The organism is Pseudomonas sp. 91RF (assembly GCF_003576265.1).
Classification (GTDB): domain Bacteria; phylum Pseudomonadota; class Gammaproteobacteria; order Pseudomonadales; family Pseudomonadaceae; genus Aquipseudomonas; species Aquipseudomonas kribbensis.
Genome location: NZ_QWFC01000015.1, coordinates 111685 through 126276 on the forward strand (window position 1 = coordinate 111685; position 14592 = coordinate 126276).

General features: G+C 60.2%; 14 protein-coding genes. All 14 read right to left on the bottom strand.

What is annotated here, in order from left to right; translation table 11 throughout:
- Position 1: 1 nt before the first annotated feature.
- Positions 2–1333, bottom strand: a complete 1332-nt coding sequence (gene tssK / locus DXT77_RS04960; RefSeq protein ID WP_085708838.1) for a type VI secretion system baseplate subunit TssK — start codon at positions 1331–1333, stop codon at positions 2–4.
- Between the two features lie 2 nt (positions 1334–1335).
- Complete coding sequence (gene tssJ, locus DXT77_RS04965; RefSeq protein ID WP_085731356.1) at positions 1336–1836, bottom strand: type VI secretion system lipoprotein TssJ; 501 nt, start codon at positions 1834–1836, stop codon at positions 1336–1338.
- Between the two features lie 5 nt (positions 1837–1841).
- The gene (gene tagH, locus DXT77_RS04970; protein ID WP_119426829.1) at positions 1842–3035 is read right to left on the bottom strand and encodes a type VI secretion system-associated FHA domain protein TagH; all 1194 of its coding nucleotides are present in this window, start codon (positions 3033–3035) and stop codon (positions 1842–1844) included.
- A gap of 18 nt (positions 3036–3053) precedes the next feature.
- Positions 3054–3194 carry a hypothetical protein gene (locus DXT77_RS04975; protein ID WP_003229566.1) on the bottom strand — a complete coding sequence of 47 codons (141 nt, stop codon included), beginning with the start codon at positions 3192–3194 and terminating at the stop codon, positions 3054–3056.
- Positions 3195–3287: 93 nt separating this feature from the next.
- On the bottom strand, positions 3288–4808 hold the full coding sequence (locus DXT77_RS04980; protein WP_119426830.1) for a sigma-54-dependent Fis family transcriptional regulator: 1521 nt from the start codon (positions 4806–4808) through the stop codon (positions 3288–3290).
- A 10-nt stretch (positions 4809–4818) separates the two neighbouring features.
- The gene (gene tssH / locus DXT77_RS04985) at positions 4819–7476 is read right to left on the bottom strand and encodes a type VI secretion system ATPase TssH (protein WP_119426831.1); all 2658 of its coding nucleotides are present in this window, start codon (positions 7474–7476) and stop codon (positions 4819–4821) included.
- A gap of 11 nt (positions 7477–7487) precedes the next feature.
- Complete coding sequence (gene tssG, locus DXT77_RS04990) at positions 7488–8495, bottom strand: type VI secretion system baseplate subunit TssG (RefSeq protein ID WP_085708833.1); 1008 nt, start codon at positions 8493–8495, stop codon at positions 7488–7490.
- Positions 8459–10246 (bottom strand): type VI secretion system baseplate subunit TssF, encoded by a 1788-nt coding sequence (gene tssF, locus DXT77_RS04995; RefSeq protein WP_007954380.1) that lies wholly within the window; start codon positions 10244–10246, stop codon positions 8459–8461. Before tssF ends, tssG begins: the two co-directional genes overlap by 37 nt.
- A 46-nt stretch (positions 10247–10292) precedes the next feature.
- Complete coding sequence (locus DXT77_RS05000) at positions 10293–10727, bottom strand: hypothetical protein (RefSeq protein ID WP_119426832.1); 435 nt, start codon at positions 10725–10727, stop codon at positions 10293–10295.
- A 3-nt stretch (positions 10728–10730) separates the two neighbouring features.
- Positions 10731–11156 (bottom strand): hypothetical protein, encoded by a 426-nt coding sequence (locus DXT77_RS05005; RefSeq protein ID WP_119426833.1) that lies wholly within the window; start codon positions 11154–11156, stop codon positions 10731–10733.
- Positions 11157–11158: 2 nt separating this feature from the next.
- Positions 11159–12091 (bottom strand): DUF6402 family protein, encoded by a 933-nt coding sequence (locus tag DXT77_RS05010; RefSeq protein ID WP_119426834.1) that lies wholly within the window; start codon positions 12089–12091, stop codon positions 11159–11161.
- Between the two features lie 69 nt (positions 12092–12160).
- Complete coding sequence (locus tag DXT77_RS05015) at positions 12161–12685, bottom strand: PAAR domain-containing protein (RefSeq protein ID WP_119426835.1); 525 nt, start codon at positions 12683–12685, stop codon at positions 12161–12163.
- 11 nt (positions 12686–12696) lie between these two features.
- Positions 12697–13104: a type VI secretion system baseplate subunit TssE gene (gene tssE / locus DXT77_RS05020; protein ID WP_102688426.1), complete on the bottom strand. Its 408-nt coding sequence runs from the start codon at positions 13102–13104 to the stop codon at positions 12697–12699.
- Positions 13105–13113: 9 nt separating this feature from the next.
- Positions 13114–14589 (bottom strand): type VI secretion system contractile sheath large subunit, encoded by a 1476-nt coding sequence (gene tssC, locus DXT77_RS05025; protein ID WP_085708829.1) that lies wholly within the window; start codon positions 14587–14589, stop codon positions 13114–13116.
- Positions 14590–14592 lie beyond the last annotated feature (3 nt).

A 14592-nucleotide genomic window follows, 5' to 3' on the forward strand; every position in this document is an offset into this window, starting at 1 on the left:
GTCAGTTCCTGATGGCCCAGAATTTCAGTTCAAGCTCGGCGAATTCGCCGGACACGTGGAACGCGAAGCCGCCGGAGCGCTCGAGTTGCGCCAGGTCTTCGGAACTGAGTTCGAGGATGAAATAGGTTTTGTTGGAGTGGAACGCGATCTGCCGCGGGGCCACCGGCAACGGTTTGACCTTGATCCCCGGCAGGTGCAGGTTGACCAGTTGGCGGATGCGCTCCACCGGGCCGACCTTGAGGTGCGCAGGCAAGCGGTTGCGCAGCTCTTCGGAGTCGCAGTTGGCACTGGCTGCCAGCACGAACGACGCCGAGCCCAGCAGTTTGTGGTCGTGCAGCGGCGACACGATGATCCCGTACTGACGCGCCTGCAGGATCAGTTCGATGGCGTGCTGTTCCAGCACCATCGACAGCACCTGACGGATCGACTCCATCAGTTTGCGGAAACTCGCACCCTGGTCGGCGTGGGAGTAGCGACTGTCCAGACGCGGGCGTTTGCTGTCGCTGGAGAAGGTCGCCAGATCGCCGAGCATGGTCAGCAGCGTGCGGTACAACTCTTCCGGGTGAACCTGCTCCAGCCCCAGGTAATGGCGCAGCAGCAGTTCGGTGCGGTTGATCAGTTGCAGCATCATGAAGTCGCCGATTTCCGCGCCGCCGACCTTGCCGTTCGAACGAATCCGCTCGGCAATGGTGTCGCCCCGGTGACCGAGCATGCTGATCACTTCTTTCAGGCACGACAGCAGGTAGCTGGAGGCGTGGGCCTGAATGTAGGTCGGCACGAAATCCGGATCGAGGCTGATCACGCCGTCCGGCGTGGTGTCGAGCACGTCGCAGATCTTCAGCTTCACGTAGGCCTGGTCGCTCTGTTGCTCGCCGAGCAACAGCTTGAAGTCCGGGCGACCGCATTTGACCTGGCTCGCCGAATCGTCGCCGGCGTTGGAGTCGGCCACTTCGGTTTCATAGGCGGTGTAGCGCGCCAGCACGTCGGACTGCTCCGGACGGCGGGCCTCGATGTGGTTGCCGGTGACCAGCGGCAGCGCCAGGTAAATCGGCGTATTACCGGTGTTCGGCGGAATGTCCAGGGCCAGCGGTTCGGTGTTGCCGCCGAGCTCGAACAGGCTGCCGTCCGGCAGGATCCCCGAGGCTTCACTGATCACCAGTTTGCCCATGTTGAGGAACTGCAAGTCGATCTCCAGATTCAGGAAACCCCAGGTGTAACCACCCAACAACTGGGTGCGGGTCTTCATCTGGTGATCGTAGTAGCGGTCGTTGTGCTGGAAGTGCTGCGGACGCAGCAGCATGCCTTCCTGCCAGATGACTTTATGGGTATTCATGATCAGTCATCCGCCTTGGCGAGCACTTCGTTGGTCTTGCGGATACCGGCCTGATCCAGGGTCAGATCGGCTTCGGTGACTTCCAGCGGCGTGATCGGGAACGTGTGGCGCCATTTGGTTTCCGGCAGGTCACGGTACGCGGCGAGGATGCCGATGTAGCGGCTGCCCTCCTCCACGCTGAGTTTCAGTTCCACGGTTTCACCCGGGCGCAGTTCGAGTTCTTCGCTGGCCACAAGATCCGGGTTGAGGGATTCCTTGGCGCGCTCGTAGAGGCTGAAGAAATCGGCGTTCTCGAAAGTCACCGGGTGCTTGAGTTCGAACAGGCGCACCACGATCGGCGACGGACGACCGTTGAGGTCCGGGTTCAGCTGATCGCTGCCGGTCAGCTTCAGGTTGATCTTGGTCACTTTCGAATACGGCGACAGCGACGAGCAACCGGCGAGCAGCACCAACAGGGTGAGCGCGGTCAGCGTCTTGAAAAAAGCGGTCGAGCGGCGAGACATGCGCATCATCCTTGGTGGTCGGTGTGGAGGGTGGAGATCAGGCGGATCTGTTCTTCGTAGGCCTGGGCGAAGTCGCGGGCCAGCAGGCGCTCGCTCCAGTCGTCGTCCTGACGCAGCGCATGGTGGTAGCGGTTGAACGCTCTCCAGCGGCCGCCGGCGGTGGCGAGCAACGGCTTGTTGTCGCGCTCGAAACGCAGGGTCAGCTGCTCCGGCGAGAAGTGCTCCAGGGTGCCGCGCACCGCCGCGCGGCTGGCGGTCAGCAGCGCCACCTGATGCGCCTGCAAGTCGCGGAACGCACGGGAGATCGCCTGCTCGGCCGGCAAGTGGCCCGGCTTGTGCGGCTGCAACAGGATGTCCAGCGCTTCGCTCGGATCGACGGCGAATTTCAGCGGATTTTTGTTGGTGCCTTGCACGGTGGTCTGGGCCAGCCGCAGTTCGTTCTTAAGCTCCGAACGGGTGCGCAGGCTCTGTTGCAGACCACCGATGCTCTGGCGCAGCAGACGTGCAGCATTGACCGCCAGCGCCTCGCGCTCGTCATGGCTCAGGCCTTTCAGATCGACACCCAGTGCCGCACCGAAGTGATCCCAGAAACCCTGTGGCTGACGCTCGACTTCTTTCGGAGCCGGCGCAGGTTCCGGCTTGGGCTCGACGATCAGCTCCGGCACCATCAGGCTTTCCATGTCGATGCGCGCGTAGTCGGCGCGCTGACGGGAGTCTTCCGGGTCGGTGGTCGGCGCGAGCATTTCCTCGAATTCCGAGTACACGCGCTCTTGCTGCTCCAGCGATTTCAGCGGGTCGAGGTCGAGGAACGCGTCATCCGGAATGATGGTGCCGGCGGCCCGTGGCAGGCCTGCTTCACCGTCAAAGGTCGCCGGATCGCGCACCAGTCGCGCACGAATCTCGAAGTCGCCCAGCACGTAGGTGCTGCCGTGCTCGATGCGCACCGGTTCGCCCTTGTGCAGGCGTGCGCCGCTGTCGCCGTCCTGGACACCGTTGCTGCTGGTGTCGGTCAGGAAGAACGTGCCCTCGCGATAACTCACGATGGCGTGGTGGTTGGACAAGTGACGCTTGCGGTCAGGGATGATCCAGTCGCAGTCCTCACCCCGCCCGATCACGCCGCCGGCCTGTTTGAAGGTCCGCTGGCACAGCTCGGTGGGCACGAACTGCTTGGTGTTCAGCATTTCGAAAACCAATTCCATGTTTGATGCTCCTTGCGGTCACTTGCCGCGATTGACCGCCTGCGGATCACCCAATGGGCGGTAATCGTTATCGTTGAATTTGTAATTGCCGCTACAGCCGCCGAGGCCGCATAGAACGACGAGGGTCAGCAGGACAGCGTGCCAGTGACGAACAGACATCAGAGGGTCTCCAGGTGTAGACAAAGCACAAAGCGCCGACCCTTTCGGGCGGCGCTGATAGAAGCGGACGAGGTGAAACCGACGGACTTTTGCCTACCCATCGAAGTCACCCAGATTGATGTTCAAACGGCCGAGCCGATACAGCAGCGTGCGCCGGGGCAGGCCCAGTTCGCGGGCGGCGAGCGTCTGGTTGCCGTCGTTCTTGCGCAGGCAATCGAGCAGCAACGTGCGCTCGACTTTCTCCAGGCGTTCGCGCAGGTTCAGGCTGCTGTCGTCCTCCAGCATCGGTTCCATGCGCAGGGCAAAATGCTCGGCCAGCAGCTCGCCGCCTTCGCACAGCAGTACGGCACGCTCGACCAGCGCCTTGAGTTCACGGACGTTGCCGGGAAAGGTGTAACCGGACAGATGCTCGAGCGCCGAATCGGACCAGCGCACCGGGTCCCGCTGCAAATAGGCACAGGCCTTCTCGGCGAAATGCTTCGCCAGATCGAGGATGTCGCCTTCGCGTTGACGCAGGGCCGGCAGGACAATCGGGAATTGCGCGAGGCGGTAATACAGGTCCTCGCGGAATTTGCCTTCGCTGACCAGCACCGACAGATCGCGGTGGGTGGCGGCAATGATGCGAACGTCGATCTTGTGGGTATCGTTGGAACCCAGCGGGCGGATCTCGCCTTCCTGCAACACGCGCAGCAGTTTCGATTGCAGCGATAGCGGCATGTCGCCGATTTCATCGAGCAACAGCGTGCCGCCGTTGGCTGCGTCAAACAGCCCGGCGCGGTCGCGGTCGGCGCCGGTGAACGCACCTTTGCGATAGCCGAACAGCTCGCTTTCCAGCAGGTTTTCCGGGAACGCCGCGCAGTTCTGCACAATGAACGCCTGGGAACGGCGCGGCCCGCAATCGTGGATCGCCCGCGCGACCACTTCCTTGCCGGTGCCGGTTTCGCCGCGCAACAGCACGGTGTACGGGCTGTGCAGGACCTTGCTGATCAGTGAATAGGTCTGGCGCATGGCCGCGCTTTTACCGATCAGGCCGTAGCCGCTGATGCTCGGCACGCTGCGAACCGCCGGTGCAACGGTGTCCACCGGCTGACGCAGGCGTTGCAGCAAATGCAACTGACCGAGCACGAAGGAACCGAGTTGACCGAGGGAATCGGCGAAGCCTTGCAGGTCGGTATGACGACGGCTGGCGCACAGCAACAGACCCTCGACGGCCTTCTGCTGATTGACCAGCGGCACGCACAACAGCGACTGCCACGGCGTGGCCGACGCCGGCAGGAAACTGGTTTCGTGCAGGCTGCCGCCCAGGTCGTCGAGGCACACCACGCGGTTCTGGCACAGGGCGAACTGCAGCAACTGCTCGCCGTTGTAGTCCGCCGGCAGGCTCGCCGCGCCGCGTGGTTGCAGCAAGCCGTCGAGGCACTCGGCGTTCATCCCCAGGCACGTGTGGGTGGCATCGAGCAGATACAGTTGCGCCAATTCGCAGCCACTCAACCCGGCCACGCCGCGCACGAAGTCACCCAGCAGCGCAGCACCGTCCGCCGAACGCGACAGGCTGGCGAACTGCGCCAGCAACGCTTCGGCATAGAGCAGTGGCTGCGGCACTTGAGTGAACATCACACTCACCTCAGGCGAACTCGCAGGTCACGCTGGCTTCACCATCGAGCGTCGCATGCACACGCTTGAGGCTTTCACCGGTGGCCATGGCGTCGAGCAAGCGGTCGGCCACCAGCGGCAGCACGTGCTGGTCGAGCAAGTGGTCGATCAGACGCGCACCGCTTTCGCTCTGGGTGCAGCGCTCGGACAGGTGATCGACGAGGTTCTGGCACCAGCTGAAATCCAGCTGACGACGGTTCAGGCGCTCGCCCAGACGACCGAGTTTGATCTCGATCAGTTCGCGCAGCACCGGGCCGCCCACCGGGTAGTACGGCACCACTTTCATCCGCGCCAGCAGCGCCGGTTTGAAGTGTTTGCTGAGCACCGGGCGAATGGTTTCTTCCAGCACTTCGGCGGTCGGGCGCGCGCCGTCTTCGCAGAGGTCGCTGATCTTGTCGCTGCCCAGGTTCGAGGTCATCAGGATCAGCGTGTTGCGGAAGTCGATCTCGCGCCCTTCGCCGTCGTTGGCCACGCCTTTGTCGAAGATTTGGTAGAACAGGTTGAGCACGTCCGGGTCGGCCTTCTCGACTTCATCGAGCAGCACCACCGAGTACGGCTTCTGCCGCACGGCCTCGGTGAGCATGCCGCCCTCGCCGTAACCGACGTAGCCCGGCGGTGCACCGATCAGGCGGGAAACGGTGTGCTTCTCCTGGAACTCGGACATGTTGATGGTGGTGATGAAACGGTCGCCGCCGTACAGCAGGTCGGCAAGTGCCAGGGCGGTTTCGGTCTTGCCGACACCGCTCGGGCCGACCAGCAGGAACACGCCGACCGGTGCGTCAGGCTTGTTCAGGCCGGCAGCGGTGGCGCGCATCGAGCGATCCAGCGCGTGCACGGCTTGTTCCTGACCGCGGATGCGGGTGCGCAGGTCGGTGGCGAAGCTTGCGACCTTGGCGTTGTGTTCGCGGGCCAGTTGCGCCAGCGGCACGCCGGTCCAGGCGCTGATCACTTCGGCCACCAGACGCGGGCAGACTTCGAAGCTGACCAGACGTTCCTTGACCTGAGCGGCGGTCAGGGCGCTGTGGGTTTCGTTGAGTTGGGCTTCCAGCGCTTCGACGCTTTGGCCTTCTTCAACCTCAGCGACCACGGTTTCGATCACCGTGCCTTCGGCGTCTTCCTCGACGCTGACGGTTGGCTCGATGGCGGCAGCTTCACGAGCCTTGGCCAGTTGCTGACGCAGCTCCAGCAGGCGCTCGGCCAGTTGTTTCTGCTCGGTCCACAGGGTTTCCAGTGCGACCATTTCGGTTTCCGCTTCGTCCAGACGCGCTTCCAGTGCCTCCAGCGCTTCGTGGTCGATCAGCAGACCGGCTTCGGCGTCGCGGCGCAGGGCCTGACGCTGACGGCCACCTTCAGCCAGTTCACCACGCAGGCGCTCCAGGCTTTCCGGGGCGGCGGCGAGGCTGATGCGTACGCGGGCACAGGCGGTGTCGAGCACATCGACGGCCTTGTCCGGCAGTTGCCGACCAGCGAGGTAACGGGCGGACAGTTCCGCTGCCGAGACCACCGCGTCATCGCGCAGGTAGATGCCGTGGCTCTTCTCGTAGACCTGAGCCAGGCCACGGAGGATGGTCACCGCCTCGCTCACGGTCGGTTCGTGCAACTGAACCGGCTGGAAACGACGGGCCAGCGCCGGGTCTTTCTCGAAGTATTTCTTGTACTCGGCCCAGGTGGTGGCGGCGATGGTGCGCAGTTCGCCACGGGCCAGCGCCGGCTTCAGCAGGTTGGCCGCATCGGAACCGCCGGCATTGCCGCCCGCACCGATCAGGGTGTGGGCTTCGTCGATGAACAGGATGATCGGCTTCGGCGAGGCTTTGACCTCGTCGATCACGCCTTTCAGACGACGTTCGAATTCACCTTTTACGCTGGCGCCGGCCTGCAGCAAACCCATGTCCAGCGACAGCAGTTCAACACCTTTCAAGACCTGCGGCACTTCACCGGCGGCGATGCGCGAGGCCAGGCCTTCGACGATGGCGGTTTTACCGACACCGGCCTCACCGACCACGATCGGGTTGTTCTTGCGGCGACGGGCGAGGATGTCGACCATCTGACGGATCGCGCCATCGCGGCACAGCACCGGGTCGAGTTTGCCGTCGCGGGCCTGTTGGGTCAGGTTGTGGGTGAAGCGCTCCAGCAGCGATTCGCCCTGGGCGGCCGGTTTGCCGTTGGCCGCGGCCTGAGGCTGTTGCGACAGGGCAAATTCTTTCAGGCGATCGATGTTCAGTTTGGCGAGCAACGGCTGGTAGCGGCTGCCGGCGTATCGCATCGGGTTGCGCAGCAGCGCGAGGATCAGCGCCGCGTCTTCCACCGAGGTCTGGCCCAGTTCAAGGTTGGCCACCAGCAGTGCGTCCTGCAGCCATTGCACCAGCTCCGGGGCGAACACCGGGTTGCGCGAAGCGCTGTGCTCGACCCGCGATTGCAGCGCGGCGCTCAGTTCGCCAGCGTCAACGTCGGCATCCTGCAACGCGCGGGAGAGCAGACCGTTCGGGCGCTCCAGCAGGCCGAGCATCAGGTCTTCGACCAGAATCTTGCTGCCGCCACGGGCGACGCAGCGCTCGGCCGAACGCTCCAGATCGCGACGGGTTTCGGCGTCCAGCGCCTGGATGAGTTGTTGCAGGTCTACGTTGATCATGGCTCACGTCCTTAATGAATTTTGCTGCCCAGGGTCACCACGCCGTCTGCTTTTTCGCAGCCCAGCCAACTGGTCCAACCCAGGCGACAGTCGTTCTTCTCGCCAATGCGCAGTTCGCGGATTTCTTCCGGGCGCAGCACCAGGCGAATGTCGTAATCGAGCGGGTCACGCAAGGTGAACCGCACCAGCGCGCAGAGCGGCTGGTAACCGAAACCGATGGGCAGGAATTCGTGGAAGCGTTCCCAGTCGAGTTCGGTGATGTGAATGCGGAACTTGCCGCTGCGGTCGCGCACGTGCTCGCCCAGCACCAGGTCTTCACCCAGCACGCTGTTGGCGAAGCCGAGGCGGTTGCGCTGTTCTTCGAGGATTTCCACGCGGCGCTCGATGCACTGCTCGATGACCAGGTCTTCGTGTTTGAAGTAGTAACGCAGCACCGCTTCGATCAGCGCCGCCGAGTGGGCCCGCAGGCTGAGCAGGCCGAGGTACGGCAGCAGGCGTTTCCAGTTCAGCTCCTTGGCCCGACGAATCTCGTCGCCACCGAGGCCGATCAGCGCAAACAGCTGCGACGAAAACGGATCGACCGCGCCGCTCTGGAAGCTGGCGCGATAGCGGTATTTGCGCCAGATCGGCAGCATCAGCCGTTGCAGGCGATGGTGGAACAGATCGAGGAAATTGCGCGTCGGGTTGCCGTCTTCGCTGTCGCCCAGGGCTTGTTCGCCGTAGAACGCCGGCAGCGGCGAACCGGAACCGACCAGGCCGATCAGGTTGAAGCGCAGGCGCGCACGCATCTGCCCGTGCTCTTCGAAAAACTCCACGCGGTCGACATCGCTGCGCGGAAATCCAAGGCTCGGGTTGGCCTGGAATTCCACCTGGTCGTACAGATCCTCTTCGCTCAGGTACGGGTGCGCCTCGCGCAGCCGGTCGATCACCAGCAGCACGGCCTGAAACAGCGAGTACTCGCGTATTACCTTCGTCAGCCCGCTTAAAGCAGGGGCTGCAGGCCCATACGTGGTGTCCATTGGTACACCTCTCCCTGTGTGCTTTTTACCCGCAGCTCGTGGAATGAATTGAGACTGGCGTAAAGCGCGAAAAACTCGTTGAGAACCGAGGCGAAGACGAACAGGTCGCCCTCGCCGATATACCCTTCCGGGTCGATGGTCAGTTCGGTGCGCAGACCACGCACCGGCAGGCCACGGTGCAACCGGTCGACGTGGTGATGCTTGATCAGTTTCAGACCGCCGAGCAGGCGTTTGCTGACCTTCTCCGCGTGCTGGTCGTAGTAGCGCGGCAGGTCGTAGGTTTCGAGAATCACCTTCAACGCATTGACGTCGGCCAGCGACAGATAGTTGAGCGACATGTTGCTGATCAGCTTCCACAGGAAGTCACGGTTCAGCGGCGGCGCGAAACTGGAAGTGGCCGGGGTGATGTTGCGGAAACTCAGGAACTCCGGGGTCTCTTCGCAGGCCATGCAGATCTGCCCGAGCTTGAGCTTGCGCGGCAGGTTCTGGTTGGTGCAGACCAGCTCGATCGACAGGGTTTCGTGCGCTTCGGTATGGCGAATGCCGAAGGACAGGTAGGTGTCGAGACCGTCGTGCAGCAACGACGAACGCTGGCGGATGCTGTAATGCGGACGGCTGTTGGGCACGTCGAAACTCGGGTCGTGCTCGAAGGATTCGAACGGCACGTACTCCTGATAACCGAGGCCGCCGGGCTTCCAGCCGGTCACGGTTTCCACCGAGAACACGCCGCAGTTTTCCAGATCGAATTCCGCCGGCAGCAGCAGGTATTCGTCCTGCTTGCCGTCGAGGCGGATCGGCAGTGCGTCGTGCTTGAACAGGTTGACGATCGGCGTGCAGAACAGCTTCACGTTATCCGTCGTCGGACGCATGCGCATGATGCCGCTCTTGCGGATATCGAAGCGCAATTCCAGACCGCGCATCTGCTTGAGGGTGTCTTCCGGCAGCGCCTTGAGAATGTCCAGACCGTGGACATCGACGAACAGGAACTTGTCCTGGAAGGCGAAGTATTCCTGCAGGTAGCGATAGCCCCGGAAGGTGTTCAGCGGATACGGGATCAACGCTTCTTCTTCGGCAAAACCCACCGGTTTGACCCGGTCACCCGGAATCTTGAACGCCATCGGCTTGCCGCTCACGCCGTCGATTGGCTTGCCGGCGCCGTCGAGGGGGATAAGTTCGATACCGTCGAGGTTGCGCAGCAGGCTCAGGTAGAGCATCTGGCTGATGTAGCGCTCGCCGGCAAAGTGCAGGCGCAGTTTGCTCAGCTCCAGCTCGCCGAGGTGGCCGTCGGCACTCATCTCCAGGCGCAGGCTGAGCAACGAGCCGTCGCCCTTCACCGAGTAGTTCAGCGCGGCCAGATCCAGCGCCATGACTTCGGTCGGGTAGCACGTGCGGAAGCGGCAGCGCACGTCTTCGATCGGCACGCTTTCAATCGGCGTATCCCGCTCGACCTTCAGCGCCGGCCCCGAACGCTTGAGCGGATCGAACTGCAGAATGCTGAACGCCGGCAGCGGCCGCATGTAGTTCGGCCACAGCAACTGCATCAGCGAATGGCTGAGCTCCGGCAACTCGTCATCGAGCTTCTGGCGCAAGCGCCCGGTCAGAAACGCAAAGCCTTCCAGCAACCGCTCCACATCCGGATCCCGCCCAGCCTGCCCCAGGAACGGCGCCAACGCCGGACTACGCTCGGCGAAACGGCGGCCCAGTTGGCGCAGTGCGGTGAGTTCGCTTTGGTAGTAGTGGTTAAAGGACACGGGTTACCTGCCTGGTAGTGGATTCACTGTGCATCACGACTGCCCATCAATTTTCCAGATGTACATATGGCGTATTGCTGATAAAAAGATTTAACCAATGCCACTCCCACTGCGGCATGGCTATCTCAAATGTTTTTTCTTCTTTATTGAAATACAGCCAATAGACACCCACAGATTTATCATCTTCAAACAAGCGCATATCCAGCGACTGGGTGGAATACAGCGGCGTCCGATAAGCTCTCTCTGGATGTTCCTTATCAACAACCCGAAGATAAGCCATTCCCCCCAGGCCTAAAATCCCGCCAACGGGCACATTCTGTAAAATGTAACGGCCAGAAGTATCGATATTTGTAACGTTAGCGGGAAAATTGCAGATCTTATTGACAACGACGATTAACAAGGCCACCAACACAACCAACAACAACGCACCACGAAATATTGCGTTCTTGTGTTTTGAAAGTCCTACGCCACTCAAAAACATAACTTACTTTCCACTCTCGACAATTGGCTCAACACTATAAGGTGCATTAGCAACAAATCGATTCAGCCAATGCTCCCTCAAGTAGGTCGAATGAATAACAAAAGACTTTTTTTCGACACTGAACTCAAGGAAAGGTGTTCCAATCCTGCCTGAACCAAAGGCCTGTTCCATATCAATTTCCTTTATTTCAAATAAAGGACTTCGATATATTTTTCTGGGTTCATTCAAATCGGTCACGCGTAGAAACGCCAGATTGTCATCGAAAGGAAACAGCCGAAACGGAACTCTCTCCAGGACATACTGACGCGTCGCGCTTAAATCAATGACATCGGGTGAACGTTGGGAGAGTCCGTCCACGAAAATGTACGGCACTATTACCGCCGAAAGTAAAAATGTAAAAATACCAAGACAAATCCATTTCAAACGCATGATCAGCTCGATATCGCAATAGTTGTGGGCGAGATGGTTTCGTACTTGATGTCAGACAGCACCCTGAAATCCCCGCCTTTACCATGGCACTGCCGATAATCTACAAAGTCACTGTTTTGAATCAGGTAGAAACGAGCGCCCTCCAGTTCTTTGAACACCTCTGCCACGTCGGCAGGGCTCACGGCGCCTGTTTCCATCATTGCTGTCTGGTTGGAATTGATACTGATATTGCGCGCAATTGCCTCAGGCGGAATTGCAGTCCCGTCAAAATTCCAGAAGCCAAGAGGCTGACTGATGAAATCGGAGCCATCTCCAAAGTCATAGCTGTCTTCAATATAGAATCCAAGCTTGCTTACCAGAAATTCAATTTTCTTTGAAGCGATGACAACTTCACCTTCTGCTATCACCCTCAAATTAAAATTCGCGAGCGCCCCTCTTAAATCATCCAATACATCTATCCGCCACTGCGCCATTTTGACGGACACTGTATTACTGTACCCAAACTCCTCAGCTTCCCGAGCACTACCAAATGCCAATGGATATTTCCCATCGGGCTTATCTTTAAATTTTTTAAGTATTGCTGCGCGTATTTGCTTTTGCCCATTTGGGCTATTCCACACTGACTTTAAATGTGCGTACTCTTTACTGGCTCGTTCAAAGCTCAAGAGCCAGCTCATCTTGACTATCGCGTCGTCGATGTACTCCTGTGGCGCTTGTTTAAGGTGATTCTTGGTGAGCTCATCCATCCCTCCATCGGAGGTAGACCAAGGCTTACCAGCAAACCATCGACGCATCAGAGCGGCAGATGTCGGCCACTTCATCTTGTCCATAGCTGCAGGAATGTCGGTGACACCAAATTTGCGCTTTGCAATTGCACACTGGCCAGTCTTGTTACTAGCAGGAGTCATGCTTGCAGTTACTGTGGCACCCGTCATATCAACATCCTTGCAAAATAGATTCGACAACCCTCAGGTATGGCGCTTACCTGAGAAACAATGGGCTGATTACGCAATTGCAACCTTTGTCTGCTTCTCGATCACCAGTTCGATGGTTTCCGCTGTCGCAGAGAAAACGCGCTGTGTCTTCCCATCCTTATCGGTGACTCCATTGATGATCTTTCCTGAAGCGGTTTTCAGCGTGTATTCCACGCCAGCCAATGGCACTCCAGTGTCCTGACAATTGATCACGAAGTGCTCGTTGAAGGGCCACTGAATCTCCACCGGCAACGGCGGCACAAACGGCGCCGGCGAATGCGAATTGCCGATAATCACCGTCCCTGATCCGGCCGTGACTTTATTGCCGTGAGAACCAACCGAACCAACGGTGGCAGCCGGCTTGCCATTGATCAGAACCGTCGTCGCCAGATCGCCTACCAACGCACCACCACACGCGGAGGCATCGCCTTCGCGGGCGGCCGCGAGGCCGTCGAAGAATACGTCGCCGGAACCGGCGGCAATCGGGTTGGTGCCGTGGCCGGGGAGCGGGCAAGCGGTGGGGTCGGATACGCGTGCTGCGGGTTTGCCAGACATCGGGGTTCTCCTTAGGTGACCTTCACTTGACCGCTGCCATCCAGGCGCGCGGCGAAACTGACCTGACGCTTGAAGCCCTCGACTTCCAGCAGGCCTTCGATGCTGAAGGCCAGGCGGAGCTGGTCGTGGTCTCGCGGCAGGGAAATGACACGCACGTTGCTCAGGCGCGGTTCGTAGGCTTCGATGAAGCTTTCGATGGCCAGGCGGGCCTGACTCAGGGAGTCGTGCAGGCTCAGGCGCATGTCATTGAGATCGGGCAACCCGTAGTCGGACAGCGTTTGCACGCTGCCGGCCCGGGTGCTGAGCATTTTGGCCAGATGGGCAGCCACCGACGCCATGGCAGAAGCCTCGAGGCTCTTGCCCTTGCGTAGTTCCGCATCGCCGTTGAGGCGTTCGAAAAGGCTGCCGTATCCGTCCATGAGTCGCTCTTACTCTTTGTCCAGCTTGCCAACCAGCGACAGGGTGAAATCGGCACCCATGTACTTGAAGTGCGGACGCACGTTCAGGCTGACGCGGTACCAGCCCGGCTCGCCTTCAACGTCGCTGACGATCACTTGCGCAGCGCGCAGCGGACGACGGCCACGTACTTCGGCGCTCGGGTTTTCCTGGTCGGCCACGTACTGGCGGATCCACTTGTTCAGTTCCAGCTCGAGGTCGGTACGCTCTTTCCACGAACCGAGTTGCTCGCGCTGCAGCACTTTCAGGTAGTGAGCCAGGCGGTTGACGATCATCATGTACGGCAGTTGGGTGCCGAGCTTGTAGTTCAGCTCTGCAGCCTTGCCTTCTGCGCTGATGCCGAAGAACTTCGGCTTCTGCACGGAGCTTGCGGAGAAGAACGCCGCGTTGTCGGAGCCTTTACGCATGGTCAGGGAGATGAAGCCTTCCTCGGCCAGTTCGTATTCACGACGGTCGGAAACCAGAACTTCCGTAGGAATCTTGGTTTCGATTTCGCCCATGCTTTCGAAGTGGTGCAGAGGCAGATCTTCAACGGCGCCGCCGCTCTGTGGGCCGATGATGTTCGGGCACCAGCGGAACTTGGCGAAGCTGTCGGTCAGCTTGGTGCCGAACGCGTAAGCGGTGTTGCCCCACAGGTAGTGCTCGTGGCTGTTGGCAACGTTTTCCTTGTACACGAACGATTTGACCGGGTTTTCTTCCGGATCGTACGGGTTACGCAGCAGGAAACGCGGAACGGTCAGGCCAACGTAGCGGGAGTCTTCCGAGGTACGGAAGCTCTGCCATTTGGTGAATTGCGGGCCTTCGAAGTGATCTTTCAGATCCTTCAGGTCCGGCAGGCCGGTGAAGCTTTCCAGACCGAAGAATTTCGGGCCGGCAGCGGCGATGAACGGCGCGTGGGACATGCAGGATACGCTGGCCACGTACTGCATCAGTTTCACGTCCGGCGAGCTTGGGGACAGGTAGTAGTTGGCGATGATCGCGCCAACCGGCTGACCACCGAACTGGCCGTATTCAGCGGTGTAGATGTGCTTGTACAGGCCCGACTGCATCACTTCCGGCGAATCTTCGAAGTCGTCCAGCAGGTCGTCCTTGGAGACGTTGAGGATTTCGATCTTGATGTTTTCGCGGAAGTTGGTGCGGTCGACCAGCAGTTGCAGGCCACGCCACGACGATTCCAGCGCCTGGAAGTCCGGGTGGTGCAGGATTTCGTCCATCTGACGGCTGAGCTTGGCATCGATCTCGGCGATCATGCGGTCAACCATGGCTTTCTTGACCGGCTCACCGTTGTTCTGCGGCTTGAGCAGCTCTTCGATGAACGCCGACACACCGCGCTTGGCGATGTCGTAGGCTTCGTCGTCCGGCGTCAGGCGGGTTTCGGCGATGATGCTGTCGAGAATGCTGTATTCGCCGTTTTCGGCGGCGTTCTGTTGTGCTGCGCTAGTGCTCATTGT